Source organism: Lacisediminihabitans sp. (assembly GCF_043726815.1).
In the GTDB taxonomy this organism is placed as follows: domain Bacteria; phylum Actinomycetota; class Actinomycetes; order Actinomycetales; family Microbacteriaceae; genus Lacisediminihabitans.
Genome location: NZ_JAYSJZ010000079.1, coordinates 1 through 18,088, shown reverse-complemented (window position 1 = coordinate 18,088; position 18,088 = coordinate 1). Strand labels below are relative to the sequence as shown.

The following is an 18,088-nucleotide window of genomic DNA, read 5'->3' as shown; positions in this document are numbered from 1 at the left end:
GGCTCCTCCTTGAGTTCTCACTAGAATAGCGTTCTAATCAGTGGAACGCTATGCTAACTTTTGTGACCAACGAGGCCGTCCCGACCCTGCGCGAAGCTCAGGCCGCCGTGACCCGGCGGCAGGTGGTCGACGCGGCGAGCACGCTCTTTCTGGCCAACGGCTACGTGGGGACCTCGATCGGCGCCGTCGCGCGCCTCGCCGGGGTCTCGGTGCAGACGATCTACAACTCCGTGGGCAACAAGGCCGCGCTGCTCTCGGCGATGCTGGATTCCGCGGCGTCCGGGCCGGCGTCCCCGACCCCGGTTGCCGAATTCATGAGGGAGCGATCGCGCGCCGCCGTGGACGCCGCGGGGGTGGTCGACGTGCTCGCCGACTGGTTCGTGGAGGTGCACGGGAGAACGGCGACCGTCTGGGCGGTGATTCACCAGGCCGCCGCTGTGGACGGGGAGGCGGCCGCAGTGGAGCGCGCGCGCAATGAGCAGCGGTTGCGCAACTACCGGCTCGCTGCCGCCGACCTTCGATCGCGCGGATGCCTCGAGGGGCTCACCGACGACGAGGCAGCCGCGGCGATCTGGGCCATCGGCAACCCGGAGGCCTACCAGGTGCTGGTCGGCGGGGCGGGCTGGACGGTCGCGGCCTACCGCGACTGGGTGCGCAAGGCACTCGGAGGCGCGCTCGGCATCGTCTGAGCGGCACGTCGTGGGCATCGGTCGCGACTAGCGTTTCCGCAGCCGTCCGATGCCCGGCAGGAATCGGCCGACCCGCGCGGCGTAGTCCGCGAATTCCGCGTGTTCGGCGAGCAGCATCCTCTCCTCCCAGCGCGTCTTGAACGACAGCAGCAGCACCAGTGATAGCCAGGCGACGATGTGCCAGACCGAGTCGCCGAGCAGCGTCAGGCCCACGCCGCCGGCAAGGAGACCGGTGTAGATCGGATTACGCACCACCGCGTAGACGCCGCCGGTGACGAGCGACGCGTTCTGCTTCGGAATCGGACTCGCCGTGAGCGCCGGGCCGAGTCCCACGAGACCCAGGACGGCGAGCAGCAGCCCGGCAGCGACAACCACGACCGCAACCGCGACCACGATGCCGCTGACGGGCCAGAGCGTGCCGCGCGGCAAGAAGACCAGTGCGGCGAGCAGCACGAACTGCGCACCGACCAGACCGAACGCCAGCGCACGTCTCATGGGTCGAGGCTACGCCGTGACGCGCGGTGTTCTCTAAGGTGCGACCGAGCCGAATTCGCTACGCTGTGTTCTCGACGGCGGCCGTCGATCGTGCCGCCCGGCGCGGTTCGAGCGGCTCGAAGAGGGTGATGCGAATGCGCAAGGGGATCACGCTCCTCGTGCTGCTCGCCGGGCTCCTCGCTGCGGCGGTGGCCGGAACCGCCGTCTTCGCTCCGGCGATCTTCGCGCGAATCTGGAGCACGGCATCCGCTCCCGTCTGCCCATCTGCCACCACGATCACGGTGCGGGACATCTCCGTGCCGGCCGGTCCGGTGGCCGGGTACTGCCAGGACCGGCTCGCGAATGCTGCGCAGGTGATCGCGGCCGCGCGTTCGCTCGGCATCGGGCGGCACACCCAGGCCATCGGGGTGATGACCGCGATGGGCGAGTCCGGACTCCGCGTGCTCGACCACGGCGACGCTGCGGGAGCCGACAGCCGAGGGCTGTTCCAGCAGCGCGCCAACGGCGCCTGGGGCTCGCTCGCCGACCGGATGGACCCATACACCTCGGCTCTCAACTTCTTCAAGAAGCTCGTGACCATCCCGGGCTGGAAGAACATGACACCGGGCCAGGCGGCCCACGCCGTGCAGGTGAACGACGACCCGCATCACTACGACCGTTACTGGGAGCGCGCGCAGTTCATCGTGGAGGCGCTGGGCTCGTAGCCGCGTCCTCGGCCGGCTCGGCATCCAGCGCGGCGCGGGCGAGCAGGGTGGCTCCCGCGACCGCCGCCGGCATGATCACCACGGCGGCGAAGGGCACCAGGAACAACAGGTAGGTGGGGATGCCGAAGCCGAGAGCCGCGGCCCGGTTCGCCCCGAGAGCCCGGCGCCGCTGCCGCAGGCGCTGTCCGCGCGCGTCGAAGGCGAAGCCGGAGAGCTCGAGCGCCAGGATCCAGCCGCCGAGGAACGCCCCCAGCACCGGGACCACGGTCTGGCCGACCACGGGGATGAAGCCGCAGGCGAAAAGCAGCGCGCCCACGGCGACGGTGAGCCCGAACAGGCGGATGCCGCTGCCGATTCCGCGCGCGACCGCGCGCCAGGCGGGTTCGCCGAGGTCTGCGGGCTCCTCCCCCAGCGTCCGCTCCGTCGCCCGCCAGATCTTCTCGTAGAAGGGGTCGCCCACCGCGAGGGTCACCGCGGCGAAGGTGAAGACCGCCGCGAACGCCAGCCCGCCGACAAGTGCGGTCGCCGCGACAACCCGCATCGCCGTGCGCCACGGCTCACCCCACTGGGCTGCGAAGGGAACCGCCCAGGAGGCGATCGCCTCGAGGTTCACCAGCACGAGCACGAAAGCCGCCGTGTAGACGATGCCGACGATGAACGCCGGGATCGCCCCGAGCAGCATGAGCCTGGGCGAGGTCACCCAGAGACGGAGTCCGGAGCCGAGGTAGCCCACCCCGGTTCCGAATCGCCGCGCAACGCCCATGATCCGGCGCCCCGCTAGAGCAGGACCGAGAGCAGCAGCACGACGGCGAGCCCGACGACGGAGATGATTGTCTCCATCACGGACCAGGTCTTGAGGGTCTGTCCGACGGTGAGACCGAAGTATTCCTTCACCAACCAGAATCCCGCGTCGTTCACGTGGGAGAAGATGAGCGACCCGGCGCCGATCGCCAGCACGAGCAGCGCGAGGTGCGCGGGCGAGAGGCCGGCCGCGAGGGGCGCCACGATCCCCGCCGCGGTGACCGTCGCGACGGTCGCGGAGCCGGTGGCGAGGCGGATGAGCGCTGCGACGATCCAGCTCAGCACGAGCACGGACACGTTCGTGGCGATGGCGATCTTGGCGATCGCGGTGCCGGTTCCGCCGTCCACGAGCATCTGCTTGAAGCCGCCGCCGGCACCGACGATGAAGATCACCCCGACGATGGGCAGCAGGCTCTGCCCGATCTTGGTGCTGAGCGTCGACGCGCCGAAGCCCACGCTGGTGCCGAAGGTGACCATGGCCAGCAGCACGGCGAAGAGCAGCGCGAACACCGGGTCGCCCACGAAGTCGAGGAACGCGCGGATGCCGGAGCCGGCCGGCAGCCAGATGTCCGCCGCCGCCTTGACGAGCATGAGCACGAGCGGCGACAGCAGCGTGACGAGGGTGAGGGCAAAGGACGGCGTGCGCGTGGCATCCGAATCCTGGGCCCGCCCCGGCTTGCCGTCTGCCGTCGAGCCGCCGGTGACCGCGAGGGCCGCGCCCGCCGCGCCGATCGGCACCCAGCGCGCGGCGAGTCGACCGAACAGCGGCCCGGCGACGATCACGGCCGGGATCGCCACGAGAAGGCCGAGGGCGAGGGTGATTCCGACATTGGCGTGCAGGATTCCGATCGCGGCGAGGGGCCCGGGATGCGGCGGAATGAAGCCGTGCAGCACACTGAGCCCGGCCAGTGCCGGGATGCCGAGGCGCATGGCCGGTCCCTTGACGCGGTGCACGGCGAGCATCACGATCGGGATGAGCAGCACGAGGCCGATCTCGAAGAACATCGGGATGCCGATGATGGACGCGATGAGCGCCATCTTCCAGGGCAGGCTGGCCGGCTTTCCTCGCAGCAGGGTGTCGACGACGCGGTCGGCTCCCCCGGAATCGGCGAGAAGCTTGCCGAGCATGGCTCCGAGGGCGATGAGCACGCCGACGTAGCCGAGTACGCCTCCGACCCCGGTCTCAAACGAGAGGGTGATCTTGTCGAGGGCGATGCCGGAGGCGATCCCCACGAAGAGCGCCCCGATGGTGAGGGCCAGGAAGGCGTGGAACTTCGCCACCACGATGAGCAGAACGACCATCGCGATGCCGATCGCGGCCACCACGAGAACCTGGGTGTCGTGCGCGGTCCAGGGTTTGTCCGCCGGATTGACCGCCGCGAGGTGGCTGCCGGCTAATGCTGCTCGTTGGATGATGCTCACGGTGAATCCCCCGGTGGTCGTGGTCTGGCTTCGGGGCCGCTCTCGACCCCCGCCCGACGTTAGACACTACGCCTCATTTGAGGCGTGTCACCCCGCTGCCGCGACCGGGACATCCGCGCTGTAGGAGGCGGTGACCAGAATCGGAAGGTGGTCTGACGTGCCGCGCGGGAGGGTGGTCACGTTGTCGATCGTGAGTCCGATCGATGTTGCGAGGTCGAAGTGGCCTCGGAAGAACTTGTAGCGCGTGTAGGTGCGCCGATCGCTGAGGGTGAGGTCGTAGCCCGACTCGAGCATCCTCTCGTTGAGGTGGTTCTTGAAGATCGGGTAGTTGTAGTCGCCCACCATGAGGGTGGGCAGGTTGGGTCCAAGCACACGCAGCTGCTCGTGGGCGGCGGCGATCTGGTGCCGACGCAGGGAGTTGAGCGCGGTCAGCGGTGCGGCGTGGAACGAGGCGACCACGAGCTCCCGCTTGGCCGCCGTGTCGACCAGCCGGGTGGCGATGAGCCGCTCGTGGGCGGGCCGCAGCAGGCGGTCGTGCAGGGACTTCTTCAACTCGAAGGCCTGGGTCTTCACCGCGCTGAAGCGGTCCTCCCGGTAGTAGAGGGCGAGGCCGAGACGGTTCCGCAGGGTCGAATCGGCGAGGTGAAGCACGCCGAGATCCGACGGGAGCGCCGACGTGTCCGCCTCCTGGAGGCACAACACATCTGGCTCGAAGTCGGCGGCGAGAGCGGCGAGCTCGGTGCTCGCGCGATTCTTGCGGAGGTTGTAGCTGATGACCTGCACTCGTGACCTGCCCCGGGGATCGATGTTGCGACATTCCAGCCTAAGGTCAGTGGGCGTGCGGCGCCGACTCGGCGGGTGAAATGCTCAGAGCCGACCGGTGAACGCGCGGAACTGGAGCGACGCCTGCAACTCGTCGAGCCTGACCGACTGGAGGCGTTCGATCGCCCACGCCTGGCGGATGTCGCGCAGCCGGCCGGAGAATTCTGTGAGCGCAGCGGGGGCCGGGAGGGGAATGGGCATCGATATCAGGCTCTTCGCGGTGATCGAAGCCAGGGATCGGAGGGCTGCCCTCCCCGGGACGCTGTTGAGGTAGGCGGCAAGGAAGTCCCCCGCGTCCGCCAGGGCCGGCCGAATCCGGAGCAGCGGGGCGCCATAGGACGCCCCATCGCCGCGAAACACCGCCGCCTTCGCAATGGTCGCGGAGTTGCCGGTCCGGCAGAACAGGACGTCGCCGCTTCGCACCAGCCGGTTCTGGTCGGCCGATTCCAGGCCGCGCGAGTCGAGGCCGCGAGCGTCGGTGCCGGTCTCGGTGAGGCCGGCTGGATCGATTTCGCCGTCGAGGATGTTCGATGCCCGGATGAACGGCAGGGCAGCCCCGCCGCCCGGCTTCCCCAGGAAACCCGGGGTCGCCGACTCGATCAGGTCCCGGAGCCGACCTACTCGCTCGGCGGATTCCAGTAGATCCAGGAGAGTCGCGTCGACCAGTTCGTCGAGAAGGGCGATGGCTCTACGCCTCTGGTGCCGAAGCTGATCTGACTGGTCCAGAACGTCTGCCGCCCGGCGTTGGTCGGGTAGCGAAGGAACCGGAATCGACGACTCCCGCACCTGAAGATCGGAGACGACCGGCGTCGCGCCGCCGGTGGCAAGCCGCGTCATCTCGGCCACGAACGAGGGCGCCTGCACCCAGTGGAACAGGTAGCGGTCATCGATGAGCTCGGGCCTCGGCCGAAGCACGGAGAATGCGGTCGAGGCCGTCGCGCCCTCGAGCGGCGGAGAGACCGATGCCACACAATTCAGTGCGGGCCGCACGGTCGAGACCAGCACGTCACCGCGTCGCAGGCGTTGCCGGGCGCGGGAGGACGCCGCAGAAACGAGGGTGGGTTTCGGGGAGGAGACAAGCTTGGAAACCGCATCCACGGATCCGAGGTCGACGTACAGGAACTCCGGCGAACCGGGGTCCGGTACCGATGGCTCGACGATGTCGGTGACGTCCGAGATCCGCATCGCGGTGTTCACTGCCAGGCGCCCGGCTGGGGCGCGCCCGCCGGGAGCTCGCTCAACGATCGGGCGAGGGCGGCCGCGGCCTGCTGGATCTGCAGCTCGAGCCGAGCGATGTCGATGAGGATGTCGTTGGGCGAGCGATGCACGACGCGCTCGGCGGGCACGACGCGATACCGGTTGAAGGTGAGGTCGTAGTCGTGCTCGGCGATCTCCTCGCGCGGCACGAGAAACGACTGCGCGGTGCGTGGGCGTTTGTGCTCTGAGACTTCGGGAGGCGATCCCTCTGCCTCGGCCGAAAGAGATCGCCAACGGAACAGGAGGTCTGGCAGGTCGTTCGATTCGCTCGGCAGGCCACTCTCGCCGGCGGTGATACCGTCCGCCCGCACGTCGTAGAACCAGACGTTCTTGGTGACGCCGCCCCGGCGAACGAGGAGGATCGACACAGACTGGCTGCCCGCCGACGGGGAGCTTGGGCGCACGGCGCCGGCAGGAAGGCGCACGACGGCCTCCAGCGAGTGCTCATCGACGAGCGTGCGCTTCAGGTCCCTGTGCGCCTTCGTCGTGCCGAACAGCACGGTGTCCGGCACGATGATCGCCGCGCGGCCGCCGTCGCTCACCAGGCGCAGGCTGTGGGCGACGAAGAGAAGGTCGGTCTTTCTGGTCTTGACCACGGAGAGCAGCTGCTTCGCCGCGACGAGGTCGCGCGTACCGTCCGTCGGCGGGTTCGCGAAGACGAGCGAATACCGGCCGCCACCGCCCTCCTCAGCCAGCGAGTCGCGGTGCAGGACCTCGGGGTTCTGCACCCCGTGCAGTCGGAGGTTCATGCGTGCGATGCTGCACAGTGCGGCGTCGGAGTCGACGCCGGTGAAGGCGGCATTGTTGAAGTGCTCGCGCAGGTCGGTGTCAAGCCAGGCCGTGGGGTGGTGATCGCGCAGATAGTCGGCCGCGGTCACGAGGAAGCCGCCGGTGCCGACCGCCGGGTCAATGATGGTGTCGGTGGGCGTCGGGGCGGACATCTCGACCATGAGAGAGACGATGTGGCGGGGTGTCGGGGCCGTTGGCGATGCCCCGGACTCGCCGAGCTTGCCGAGCAGGTACTCGTAGACGCGCTCCTGGGTAGCGCGGTCCCGCATCGGCGCGCTGTCGAGAAGCCCCACGACCTCGGAGCGGAGCTCCGGACTGCGGAACGCCGACGTGACGCTGGCGCGATCGTCGAGCAGGCTGGTGATCTGTTCGATCGCCTCGAGCGGATCCACTGCCCCGGCCCGTTCGAAGGCGTGCAGCACCTCATCCACGTGGTCGGTGAGTTCCGCTGCGAACAATTGCGGGTTCCTTTAGGGTTCGGGCCCTGGGTCGAGTACCAGTCTTTCGAACCTACCCGGATGGGAGTGCGCGGGGGCAGTCCCAGAACGGGGTGGGCGCCCCCGCGGGAGGGTATCGGCGGCACTCGTGGTCGGAGGCCCGTGAGACGATTGGCGGATGCCGTCCGAAGCCGCTCCGCTGGTGGACGTGAGCGACATCATCCGCCTCGTCGGACCCGACGCCTTTCAGCGCGGGCAGGGCTATGCCAGGCTCGGCGCCGTCCTCGAGACGCACTGGGACGCGGAGGCCAACATCCTCACCGGGACAGTGCGCGGCACGAGGCCGCAGCCCTACCAGTGCAGCGTGCTGCTGGCGTCCACCCCGGGTGGTCGACTTCGGCCGACCAGCAGCATCTGCAGCTGCCCGGTGGACGTGGATTGCAAGCACGTGGCGGCGACCCTGCTGGCGAACAATGCCGCCCAGGTGCGCGGGCTCGACCAGGTGCAGGCCGCGAGCGGACTCGTCGGCGCCACACCCGCCACCGGTTCGGCGGGCTGGAAGACCGCGCTGTCCGATCTCGCCGGTTCCTCCCCCGCGTCTCCTCGCGGCGCGGCGCACACCCCGATGGCTCTCCAGTTCGAACTCCGGGAGCAGCTCCCCCGGTCCCGCAGCCGCTGGAACGGCCCGACCGCGAGGCCGGCCGGTGCGGTGGTCGATCCGACGGCGACCCACCGCCTGGGGGTGCGCCCGGTGATCCGGAGCAAGACCGGCAATTGGGTGCGCTCGAACATCACCTGGAATTCCCTCGCCTACCTCAGCAATCGACTCGAGCTCGAGCCACGCCAGCAGCTCTGGTTCGCCCAGTTCGCGGCCCTGCACCGCGCCACCCGGGAGACCTACAGCGGGCAGGAGGCCGACTGGCTCTACCTCGACGACTTCCAGAGCCCACTGCTGTGGCGCCTGCTCGATGATGCCCGTGAGATCGGCATCTCGCTGGTGGGCAGCAAGAAGGACGTCTCCGTCTCCGTCGGCGCCCGGGCCGAGCTGAGCATCGATGCGAGCGCGGACCAGGGGGGCGACCTGAGGCTCGCGACCGTGCTGGAGATCGACGGGGCGAGGCATCCGGTCTCCGCTGCGGCCACCGTCGGCGACCACGGGATCTATGCCTGGGCCGTCGCGCCGTGGACGTTCACCATCGCCCCGACGGAACGGGCAATCGGGCCGGATCAGCGGCGGCTGCTCGGCCAGGCCGAGCTCGTCGTGCCGCGAGACGACGTCGACGAGTTCCTGCACGACTTCTACCCCGCCCTGCGCCGGAGGCTCGAGGTGACGAGCGTCGACGACTCGGTGACGCTTCCCGAACTCGCCCGTCCCGAGCTGCTACTCACCGTCACCTTCGCACCGAAACAGACGATTCGGCTCGAGTGGGCCTGGCTGTGCGACGGAACTCGCAGCTCGCTGCGTGATGCGGTCATCGACGACGACCAGGCCGAGATCCTCGCGCGGGTCGAGCACCTCACGGGCAGTCTCGAGCCGACCGCCACTCTCCAGGGACTCGCCGCCGCGGAGTTCGCCGGCACCGTGCTTCCCACGATCGAGGCGACCGAGGGGGTGACGATCGAGACCGTCGGCGAGCGTCCTGACTATCGGGAGCTCACCGACCTGCCGAGGCTCACCGTGAAGACCGTCGAGACCGACAAGCGGGACTGGTTCGACCTCGGCGTCTATGTCACGGTCGAGGGTCGGGACATCCCGTTCACCAAGCTCTTCAAGGCGCTGTCCAAGGGGCAGAAGAAGCTCCTCCTCGTCGACAACTCCTACCTCTCGCTCGACCAACCCGTCTTCGACGACCTCAAGCTGCTCATCGAGGAGGCGAGCGCCCTCGCGGAGTGGGAGACCGGCCTGCGCATCAGCCGCTACCAGGCGAGCCTCTGGGCAGACTTCGAGGATCTCGCCGACGAGACGGAGCAGGCCGTGTCCTGGAGGGAGGCCGCCGCCGGACTCCTCGCCGTGGAGTCGGTCGAGACGACTCCGCTTCCCGCTGGGGTGAACGCCACCCTGCGGCCCTACCAACAGGACGGCTTCAACTGGCTCGCGTTCCTCTGGCGGCACCGGCTCGGCGGGATCCTCGCCGACGACATGGGACTCGGCAAGACCCTCCAGGCGCTCGCGCTCATCGAGTACGCCCTGAGTGACCGTCAGAACATTGACAGTCGAAACGAGCAACGTCGTCCGTTCCTCGTGGTGGCGCCCACGTCCGTGGTCTCCAACTGGGTGACCGAGGCCGGTCGCTTCACGCCGGGCCTCGCGGTGCACGCCATCACGGCGACCGAGTCGAAGAGCCGCACGTCGATCGCGGCGCTCGTGACCGGGCCGGACGCGCGCGCGGACGTCGTGGTCACCTCGTACGCCCTCTTCCGGCTCGACTTCGACGCCTACCAGGCGCTCGACTGGGGCGGCCTCATCCTCGACGAGGCGCAGTTCGTGAAGAATCACGCCTCGAAGGCGCACGAATGCGCCGTGGAGTTGCGGGCGCCGTTCAAGCTCGCCATCACGGGCACCCCCATGGAGAACAGCCTCACCGACCTGTGGGCGCTGTTCGCCATCGTCGCCCCCGGCCTCTTCGCCTCCGGGCGCCGGTTCGACGACGAGTATGTGCGCCCGATCAGCGGAAAGCCCGGCAGTCAAGCGCCCGGCGGTGCCGGCTCACGCGGCCGCGCCGCCCGGTTCGCGGTCTCCGTCACCGAGGCCGAGGCCTCCGCGCACGCGGCCGAGCGACTGGCGCGGCTTCGGCGTCGCATCCGTCCGCTCATGATGAGGCGCACCAAGGAACTCGTCGCCACCGAACTCCCGGCCAAGCAGGAGCAGATTCTGCGCATCGACCTCGCCCCGCGGCACCGCAAGCTCTACGACACCTTCCTGCAGAAGGAGCGCCAGAAGCTGCTCGGTCTCATCGAGGATCTCGACCGCAACCGCTTCATCGTGTTCCGATCGCTGACCCTGCTGAGGATGCTGAGCCTCGACGCCTCGCTCGTCGACGAGGCGTACGCCGACATCCCCTCGTCGAAGCTCGACGCGCTGCTCGAACAGCTCGACGACGTGGTGGCCGAGGGCCACCGCGCCCTCATCTTCAGCCAGTTCACCTCGTTCCTCGGCCGGGCCGCCGAGCGGCTGGACGCCGCCGGAATCCGGCACGAGTACCTCGACGGGTCGACGTTGCACCGCCCGGAGGTGATCGCGCGGTTCAAGAACGGTGACGCCCCGGTCTTCCTGATCAGCCTCAAGGCCGGCGGATTCGGGCTCAACCTCACCGAGGCCGACTACGTGTTCCTGCTCGACCCGTGGTGGAACCCGGCGACCGAGTCCCAGGCCGTTGACCGCACGCACCGAATCGGACAGACCCGCTCCGTGAACGTATACCGTCTCGTCTCCACCGGCACGATCGAGGAGAAGGTGATGGCGCTGCGCGACCGAAAGGCGGCGCTGTTCGACGCGGTGATGGATGACGACGCCCTGTTCTCGACGGCCCTCACGGCCGACGACATCCGTGGCCTGCTCGACGGCTGACAAGCCCCTATCGTTGAGGGACATGATTACGAGACGTGAAGCCGCCCTGCGGCTGGATATCCCCCTCGAGATGGCGCACCGCCATGGCATCCCCGCGAAGTTGAGCGAGGCGGAGTTCGCCGAGCTCGAGGCGAACCCTCCCGCATGGCTGCAGCAGTCGCGCGCCAACCGCACCGGAAAGAAGCCGGTCTGGGTGCAGCTGAAGTGCGACGTCTGCGGGTTCACCGAGGCGGCGCGACCGAAGAAGTGGTGGCCGGCCTTCACCTACCTGAGCTGCGACTTCCATCTCGCGGAGGAGCTTCCGCCGCCCGCGCCGACAGTGCACCGCCGGGAGATCGACGGGATCGGCAGCCGGTTCGTGGGGATCGTGGACGAGAAGGCCTAGGCCGCCGTTCCGCGAGGGGCGATCAGACCGCGCCGTCGTCCACCGGCTGGAACCATGGCGGGTATACGGCCACCTTGGGCTTCGTGGGCGAGGCCTTGAGAATCGCCTTCACGGCGTCCCGGGCCTTGTCGTTCGCCACACCGATGAGGGTGACGAGTTCGAACGGAACGGCATCACGCACGAGGTACTCGGCGTGCAGGATCGAGTCCTCGTCCGCGCGCAGGCGCCGCAGCATCCGCTCGGCCGCCTCCGGGTTCGAGCCGAACCGGGTGAGCACGTGTGCCGCGTCCCCGTCGGTCACGGCGGTGTCTACCTCGGTGTCCACGATCTTCTTGACCGTGGTCACGAGAAGCACGAAGTCCGACGGCGCGGTGTCGGCGATGTCTGCCGACAGGCGCGGGTCGGCGACTCCGGTGCGGATGCTCTGCCAGATGCTGGCGTTCGGGGACAGCACGAACGGCACGTAGTGGGCGACGCTCGGGCCCTCAGAGCCGGCGACGAGGGTGCTGCGACGGGACTCGCGAGCATCGGTCGAGGAGATGTCCACGGCGGGACGCGAATCCCACGCCTCGCTCAGGTCGGAGAGGATGCCGCTGCCGAGGATTCCGGACAGGTTGGTCATGTGGGTGACGTGATAGATGCGCTGCTCGCCCACGTCGTCGAGCGGAGTGGTGGACAGCCGGCGCGGGGCCAGCGTGCGTCGCGGTGCGGCACGGGAGGAGAGCTTGGGTCTGGTGGGAGTGCGCGTGCTGGTGGAGACGACGACGTCGACCTCGGGTGCCGGTTTCGGATAGCACTGGTCGCAGAGGCCGGCATCCAATCCATGAATACATTCGTCGGCCACGGCAGAACCCTTCGTAAGCGCGGCGCCCCGCTCGAGCGCTACCTGTCCACGTTACGTGCAATTCGACACACAATTCGCCCAAAGTGGCCTCGAATCCCGTCTTTCCTTGGATTCCAGCGGGGCGTACCGTGCGATTACCGCAACATTGAAGGAGCAGCAATGGCGAACCTGACGGCCGCCGACCTCGGAATCGATGTGACGCACGCCGAGGCGGATGCGCTGTTCCGTTGGTTTCTGGCGAGCCTGCTCTTCGGCCGACCGATCAGGCAGGAGGTTGCCGCGGAGACCTGGCGGGTGCTGATCGCGCACGGGCTCACCTCGCTGGACAGCTTCGCGGACTACGACCGGGAGAAGCTTCGTGCCCTGCTCGACGAGGGACACTACGCGCGCTTCGACTACCTGATGACCGACGAGTTGCACGAGGTGATGGCCACGGTGAAGCGCCACTACGGTTCCGTGAGCGCCATGGTCAAGACGTCCGGCTCCCGCAAGGAACTGAGCGAGAGGCTCTACGCCCTGCCGGGCGTCGGACCGAAGACCCTCGAGATCTTCTTGCGCGAGGTGCCGGATGCGGTGATCGGCAGTCGGTAGTCCGCCGTCCTTTCGCGCTCTGCATACACTCGGTGGATGCCCGACAACACACGACCCGCCGGCGACGGGGTGGATCCCCTCACCCGCGCCGCCCGCCTGCTGCTGGATCGGCTCTCGTCGGAGTACGACGTGACCGTCTCGCCGCTGCCGGGCTACCGCCACGACGGGGCGGCGGTGAGCGAGGCCGTGCTGGTCGTGCCGGCCGAGCCGCACGGCGCGCCCGTCGTGCTCGCCTTCACCATCGAGCCGAGGGTGATCGTGCACGCTGGCGCCCTGCACGAGTTCTGTTTCCCGCCCCTGGACAACGCGCGGGAGGATCCGGCGAGCCTCATCGGACAGCTGGAGGACCTGATCCTCACGATCGTGACCGGCGGCTACACGGAGACGGTGGACGGCAGCATGGTGAGCTTCACTCTGCGTCACGCCAACGGCTGGCAGTCCGGGGAGTGTCACAGCGGCCAATTCCCGGCGGAACGAGTCGCCGAGGCCCGAACTACGCTCGCGGCGTCACCGGGCGGCTGGGCTCCATGGCCGCGTCGGCCGGCCGCGCGACCCTAGTCGGGCAACACCCAGCTCTCCACACTGCGCTTCTCCAGGAGGGGCACGATCTGCCCGAGCACGAGCCGGGCGAAGTGCTCGGTCTCGCGGTGCAGGCCGAAGTCGGCCTCCGATCGGTAGCGCTCGATGAGCACCAGGTCCCGGTCGGTACCCAGCTTCAGGTAGGCGTCGAAGGCGAGGCAGCCCGGCTCCGCTCGGCTGGCCGACGCGAGTTCCGCGACGAGCGCCAGCACGTCGGCCTCGTTGCCTTCGGCGATCGTGTACTGGGCGAGTGCGAGGAACATCGGTCTACCTCTCGGAGGGAGTGGACGGGGCGAGGAACGCGCCGATCGCCGCCGCGAGGGCGGCGGGGTCCTCCACGCCGCACAGCTCGCGGGCTGAGTGCATGGAGAGCAGGGCGATTCCCACGTCGAAGGTGCGGATGCCCAGGCGGGTCGCGGTCAGCGGACCGATCGTCGACCCGCACGGCACCGCGTTGTTCGACACGAACTCCTGGTAGCCGACCCCGGCCTGCCGGCAGGACCGCGCCCACTCCGCGGCCCCGAAGGCGTCGGTGGCGTAGCGCTGGTTGGCGTTGATCTTGAGGAGGGGGCCCCGACCGACCACCGGGCGGTTCGCCGGATCGTGCCGCTCCGGATAGTTCGGATGAACGGCATGGCCCGCATCGGCGGAGAGGCACCACGACCTCGCGAACGCGCGGGCGCGATCCGATTCCGTGGCGTCCGGCTTGATACGGGCGAGAATGTCGGCGAGAAACGGTCCGCTCGCGCCGGACCGGGTGTCTGAGCCGACCTCCTCGTGGTCGAAGGCGGCGAACACGGGGATGTCGTCGAGCCCGTCTGAGCCGGCCTCGGCGAGTGCGATCAGGGCGGCGAGTCCCGCGTGCACTGACGAGAGGTTGTCGAGCCTGGCCGAGGCGAACAGGGCACCATCGAGGCCGAAGACGGCGGAGGGCTGGGTATCGGCGACGACCACGTCGTAGCCGACCACGTGCCTGCCGGCCCGGCCGACGAGGCCGGCGAGGTGGGCGATCACGTCGGTGTCCGCGGCGCTGCCGACGCCGATCACCGGGTTCAGGTGGGACTGCGGATTGAGCGTGAGCCCGTCTGAGTTCACTCCCCGATCGAGGTGCACGGCGAGCTGCGGGAACCGCAGGAAGGGGCCGGTGCGCACGAGGGCGCTGCTGCCGTCGTCGAAGACGAGGCGACCGGCGAACTCGAGCTCGCGGTCGAGCCAGGAATTGAAGAGCGGCCCGCCGTAGACCTCTACTCCGGCCTGCAGCCAGCCCTGGGATCCCGTGGTCGGCTTCGGCTTCAGCTTGAATCCGGGCGAATCGGTGTGGGCCCCCACGATGCGGAACGGTGTGGCGGGGCCGGCGCTCGGCGGCAGGATCCAGGCGGCGATCGCGCCATCTCTGATCGCGAAGTAGCGGCCGGGGCCCGTCGCCCAGTGCTCCGCCTCGTCGAGCGCGGTGAATCCGGCCGCCTCGAGCCGCCTCGCCGCCTCGGCGGCCGCGTGGTAGGACGACGGTGACGCCCGAACGAAGCTGGCGAGGTCGTGCAGGTGGTCGGCCGAGGCGGGGGAATCGCTCATGGGCCAATTCAAGCATCCGGGTGGAGTCCGTGCGTTCGGCCGCGGCCGCACTCGCGTTTCTCCGGAGGTTTCGCCGCTGGGGCACCCCATCCGTCCCCAAATCGGCGGCGTGGCTGCCTCGCGCGCCAAAACCTCCGGAGAAGCGCTGGTCGCCGGGGATCGGGCCGGGGCGCCTGGGGCACCGATAGCCTGAGGGGATGACGTCCGAATTCCAGCGCACCCCGATCGATTCCCGTTCCCACGAGCGACTCGCCGCCGAGGGCCTGCGGCTCGACCTCGTCGACCCGGGCGACCGGGCGGCCTTCGACCTCTGGTTGCGGGCCGAGGCGCGCGGGTTTCACGGCCCGCGCCCATCCGAAGAGTCGCTGGGCGAGCAGTTCGCCGGCTATGCGGACCGACGCACCAGCGGGGTGTGGGACGAGACGGCCGCCGAGCCTGACTCGCCCGTCGCCACCGTCAGCTCCTGGCCGGCCGAGCTCACGGTGCCCGGCCGGCGCTCCGTCACCGCCTGGGCCATCAGCGCGGTCACGGTCGCTCCGACCCATCGCCGGCTCGGCATCGCCCGGGCGATGCTCGAGGCCGAGTTGCGCACCGCGCACCGGCTGGAGGTTCCCGTGGCGATGCTCACGGTGTCCGAGGCAACGATCTACGGCCGCTTCGGGTTCGCCCCTTCTGCCATGACCGCGGATTGGCGCATCGACACCACGCGGGCGAAATGGACCGGCAAGGAGGCGTCGGGCAGGGTGCAGTTCGTGTCGCTCGAACACCTGCGCGACGAGGGACTTGCCATCGTGGAGCGGGTGCGGCTGCGGACGCCGGGTCAGATGGAGTTCGGCGGCCAGCTCTGGACGCGGCTCTTCGGGCTAGTCGGAGACGACAAGGACGCGGCCAAGCACCTGCGCGCGGTACGGTTCGACGACGCGGCCGGCGTCGCCCAGGGCTTCGCGGTCTATCGGATCACCGAGTCGCCGACCGACTTCGCCGCCCACACCCTCGACGTGAAGTTCCTCGTCGCGGCGACCGATGATGCCTACGCGGGCCTCTGGCGCTTCCTGCTCGAGCAGGATCTCGTGAGCGAGCTGACGGCGACGCTGCGCCCGGTCGACGAGGCGGTGCTCTGGCAGGTGTCCGACTTCCGGGCCGTGCGGGTGGCCCAGCGGCGGGATCACCTCTGGACCCGCATCCTGGATGTCACGGCGGCGCTCGAGGCTCGGCACTACTCTCGCTCCGGTCGCACGGTGCTCGAGGTGAGCGATCCGCTCGGTTTCGCGGCCACGCGCGTGCTGCTCGACGTCGCCGCCGACGGTTCGGCGACCGCCGCGCCGTTCGACGGGGACGTTCCGGACGACGCGGCCGCGGTGGCTCTCTCGGTCAACGCGCTCAGCGCGCTCTACCTCGGCGGGGTGTCGGCGGTGTCACTGACGATCGCTGGACGGATCACCGAGTTGCGCGAGGACTCGGCACTCGCGGTGGACCGCACCTTCCGCTCGTCGGTCGAACCGTGGTTGAGCATCTGGTTCTAGCCGCGCCGACCGGATGACGCGACGAAGCTCGGATGATCGGAGGCGGCCACCGTGCGAAGGTCTTGCCCGAACTCGAAGGTGGCGGTGACGAAGCCGCCGCCGAGCGCGTCGTGCAGCCAGTACTTGGCGTCGTCCCACATCCGATGCACCGGAATGGCGCCGATCGGAAACCACTCCGGGGCCAGCTCGTCCGACTCCCGAGGCAGGCCGGACCAGTCGCGGGTGACGAACACCCAGGACTTCTGGCTCCAGGCCGGCCGATGCGGAAACGGGTAGGTGAGCTCCCCGGCGAGCCTCAGGCCCTCCGCGGCCACGACCACTCCGGTCTCCTCCGCCACTTCCCGGATGATCGCCTGCACCGGCGTCTCCCCGGATTCGATCTTGCCACCGGGGCCGACGAGGTTACCCTCCCCCAGGCCGAATTTCTTCGCCCCGAGCAGCACCTCGTCGCCAGATGCACCGGATCGAATGAGGTAGCAGACGCACACCTCGGGCAATTCCATGCAGCGAGCCTAGCTGTACTGCTCAGGGACGTTGGTTGATGTGTGATGTGTTGATATGAGGAAGACCTCCGGTGGAGGGTGGAGCTGTCTAGGTCCCATTCCTCAATCCGGAGGTCTTCGTGTCTCACGCTAATGCTGCTCTTGCTCCTGTTCAAAGGTTGCGCATCGCGCGGCTGATCGTCGATGAGGGGTGGCCGGTCGCTCACGCGGCCGTGTTCTTCCATGTTTCCTGGCCGACCGCGAAACGGTGGGCCGACCGGTATGCGGTGATGGGCCGCGACGGGGTCCAGGATCGCTCCTCGAGGCCGCACCGGTCGCCGAACCGCACGAGTCAGGCCATGGTGCGCAAGATCGTGCATCTGAGATGGAAGAAACGATTGGGACCGGTCGCGATCGGAGCACGACTCGGGTTGCCTCCCTCAACCGTCCATGCCGTGCTGGTGCGATGCAGACTCAACCGCCTGCACCATGTCGACGTTCGAACCGGGGAGCCCATCCGTCGCTACGAACACGACAAACCCGGGGCGATGATCCATGTCGACGTGAAGAAGCTCGGTAACATCCCGGACGGCGGCGGCTGGCGGTTCGTCGGCCGCCAACAAGGCGGTCGCAACCGGGCAGCGACCCCGGTGACGGCCAAGAACAAGTCCCGGCAGCCTCTGATCGGCACCGCATTCGTCCACACCGTCATCGATGACAACTCCCGAGTCGCCTATGCCGAGATCCACGACGACGAAACAGCTGCGACCGCGATCGGCGTCCTGCGCCGGGCAGTCAGCTGGTTCGCCGCCCGCGAGGTGAGGGTCGAACGTGTGCTCTCCGACAACGGCTCCGCCTACAAATCTCATGCCTGGCGGGACGCCTGCGCCGAGCTCGGAATCACGGTCAAAAAGACACGCCCCTACCGGCCGCAAACGAACGGGAAGATCGAACGCTTCCACCGCACCCTCGCCGACGGGTGGGCCTTCTCCCGCCACTACAACTCCGAGTCAGCCCGCCGAGCAGCGCTCCCCGCATGGCTCCATGACTACAATCACCACAGACCCCACACCGCCATCGGAGGCAAACCACCCATCAGCCGGTTAACTAACCTCCCTGGGCAGTACA

Annotated in this window: 18 protein-coding genes; 8 read left to right on the top strand and 10 right to left on the bottom strand. The window is 68.9% G+C overall.

The window, feature by feature from the left end; translation table 11 throughout:
• The first annotated feature begins 62 nt into the window (after nucleotides 1-62).
• On the top strand, nucleotides 63-689 hold the full coding sequence (locus ACHZD8_RS12400) for a TetR/AcrR family transcriptional regulator (protein ID WP_394770735.1): 627 nt from the start codon (nucleotides 63-65) through the stop codon (nucleotides 687-689).
• Between the two features lie 27 nt (nucleotides 690-716).
• On the opposite strand, the gene ACHZD8_RS12395 is transcribed toward ACHZD8_RS12400, so the two are convergent.
• Complete coding sequence (locus ACHZD8_RS12395; protein ID WP_394770734.1) at nucleotides 717-1,184, bottom strand: methyltransferase family protein; 468 nt, start codon at nucleotides 1,182-1,184, stop codon at nucleotides 717-719.
• 134 nt (nucleotides 1,185-1,318) lie between these two features.
• Between ACHZD8_RS12395 and ACHZD8_RS12390 the strand changes: the two genes are divergently transcribed.
• On the top strand, nucleotides 1,319-1,888 hold the full coding sequence (locus ACHZD8_RS12390; RefSeq protein WP_394770733.1) for a hypothetical protein: 570 nt from the start codon (nucleotides 1,319-1,321) through the stop codon (nucleotides 1,886-1,888).
• On the opposite strand, the gene ACHZD8_RS12385 is transcribed toward ACHZD8_RS12390, so the two are convergent.
• The 5 genes from ACHZD8_RS12385 to ACHZD8_RS12365 form a co-directional block, all read right to left on the bottom strand.
• Nucleotides 1,863-2,651: an EI24 domain-containing protein gene (locus ACHZD8_RS12385; RefSeq protein ID WP_394770732.1), complete on the bottom strand. Its 789-nt coding sequence runs from the start codon at nucleotides 2,649-2,651 to the stop codon at nucleotides 1,863-1,865. The genes ACHZD8_RS12390 and ACHZD8_RS12385 overlap by 26 nt on opposite strands.
• A gap of 14 nt (nucleotides 2,652-2,665) precedes the next feature.
• Nucleotides 2,666-4,102 carry a gluconate:H+ symporter gene (locus ACHZD8_RS12380; protein ID WP_394770764.1) on the bottom strand — a complete coding sequence of 479 codons (1,437 nt, stop codon included), beginning with the start codon at nucleotides 4,100-4,102 and terminating at the stop codon, nucleotides 2,666-2,668.
• A gap of 96 nt (nucleotides 4,103-4,198) precedes the next feature.
• Nucleotides 4,199-4,894 carry an endonuclease/exonuclease/phosphatase family protein gene (locus tag ACHZD8_RS12375; RefSeq protein ID WP_394770731.1) on the bottom strand — a complete coding sequence of 232 codons (696 nt, stop codon included), beginning with the start codon at nucleotides 4,892-4,894 and terminating at the stop codon, nucleotides 4,199-4,201.
• A gap of 84 nt (nucleotides 4,895-4,978) precedes the next feature.
• Nucleotides 4,979-6,130 (bottom strand): restriction endonuclease subunit S, encoded by a 1,152-nt coding sequence (locus ACHZD8_RS12370; RefSeq protein ID WP_394770730.1) that lies wholly within the window; start codon nucleotides 6,128-6,130, stop codon nucleotides 4,979-4,981.
• Nucleotides 6,127-7,437, bottom strand: coding sequence for a class I SAM-dependent DNA methyltransferase (locus ACHZD8_RS12365; RefSeq protein ID WP_394770729.1), 1,311 nt, complete (start codon nucleotides 7,435-7,437; stop codon nucleotides 6,127-6,129). The genes ACHZD8_RS12370 and ACHZD8_RS12365 overlap by 4 nt, the downstream gene beginning before the upstream one ends.
• A 157-nt stretch (nucleotides 7,438-7,594) precedes the next feature.
• Between ACHZD8_RS12365 and ACHZD8_RS12360 the strand changes: the two genes are divergently transcribed.
• Entirely contained in the window at nucleotides 7,595-10,984 is a 3,390-nt protein-coding gene (locus tag ACHZD8_RS12360) for an SNF2-related protein (protein ID WP_394770728.1), read from the top strand.
• Between the two features lie 22 nt (nucleotides 10,985-11,006).
• Nucleotides 11,007-11,369 carry a hypothetical protein gene (locus ACHZD8_RS12355; RefSeq protein ID WP_394770727.1) on the top strand — a complete coding sequence of 121 codons (363 nt, stop codon included), beginning with the start codon at nucleotides 11,007-11,009 and terminating at the stop codon, nucleotides 11,367-11,369.
• A gap of 22 nt (nucleotides 11,370-11,391) precedes the next feature.
• Here the strand turns inward: ACHZD8_RS12355 and ACHZD8_RS12350 are convergent, their stop codons facing one another.
• Nucleotides 11,392-12,213, bottom strand: a complete 822-nt coding sequence (locus ACHZD8_RS12350; protein ID WP_394770726.1) for a DUF4433 domain-containing protein — start codon at nucleotides 12,211-12,213, stop codon at nucleotides 11,392-11,394.
• A gap of 159 nt (nucleotides 12,214-12,372) precedes the next feature.
• Between ACHZD8_RS12350 and ACHZD8_RS12345 the strand changes: the two genes are divergently transcribed.
• Together ACHZD8_RS12345 and ACHZD8_RS12340 are read left to right on the top strand one after the other, a co-directional pair.
• Complete coding sequence (locus ACHZD8_RS12345) at nucleotides 12,373-12,804, top strand: hypothetical protein (protein ID WP_394770725.1); 432 nt, start codon at nucleotides 12,373-12,375, stop codon at nucleotides 12,802-12,804.
• Nucleotides 12,805-12,840: 36 nt separating this feature from the next.
• Nucleotides 12,841-13,362: a DUF6226 family protein gene (locus ACHZD8_RS12340; protein ID WP_394770724.1), complete on the top strand. Its 522-nt coding sequence runs from the start codon at nucleotides 12,841-12,843 to the stop codon at nucleotides 13,360-13,362.
• On the opposite strand, the gene ACHZD8_RS12335 is transcribed toward ACHZD8_RS12340, so the two are convergent.
• On the bottom strand, nucleotides 13,359-13,646 hold the full coding sequence (locus ACHZD8_RS12335; RefSeq protein ID WP_394770723.1) for a putative quinol monooxygenase: 288 nt from the start codon (nucleotides 13,644-13,646) through the stop codon (nucleotides 13,359-13,361). The genes ACHZD8_RS12340 and ACHZD8_RS12335 overlap by 4 nt on opposite strands.
• Before the next feature lie 4 nt (nucleotides 13,647-13,650).
• Entirely contained in the window at nucleotides 13,651-14,955 is a 1,305-nt protein-coding gene (locus ACHZD8_RS12330; RefSeq protein WP_394770722.1) for a M18 family aminopeptidase, read from the bottom strand.
• A 197-nt stretch (nucleotides 14,956-15,152) separates the two neighbouring features.
• On the opposite strand from ACHZD8_RS12330, the gene ACHZD8_RS12325 reads away from it, so the two are divergent.
• Nucleotides 15,153-16,478: a GNAT family N-acetyltransferase gene (locus ACHZD8_RS12325; protein ID WP_394770721.1), complete on the top strand. Its 1,326-nt coding sequence runs from the start codon at nucleotides 15,153-15,155 to the stop codon at nucleotides 16,476-16,478.
• Here ACHZD8_RS12325 and ACHZD8_RS12320 read toward each other — a convergent pair.
• Nucleotides 16,475-16,981, bottom strand: a complete 507-nt coding sequence (locus ACHZD8_RS12320) for an 8-oxo-dGTP diphosphatase (protein WP_394770720.1) — start codon at nucleotides 16,979-16,981, stop codon at nucleotides 16,475-16,477. The genes ACHZD8_RS12325 and ACHZD8_RS12320 overlap by 4 nt on opposite strands.
• A 119-nt stretch (nucleotides 16,982-17,100) precedes the next feature.
• Between ACHZD8_RS12320 and ACHZD8_RS12315 the strand changes: the two genes are divergently transcribed.
• The coding region (locus ACHZD8_RS12315; RefSeq protein ID WP_394770719.1) for an IS481 family transposase at nucleotides 17,101-18,088 on the top strand (988 nt) is incomplete at its 3' end.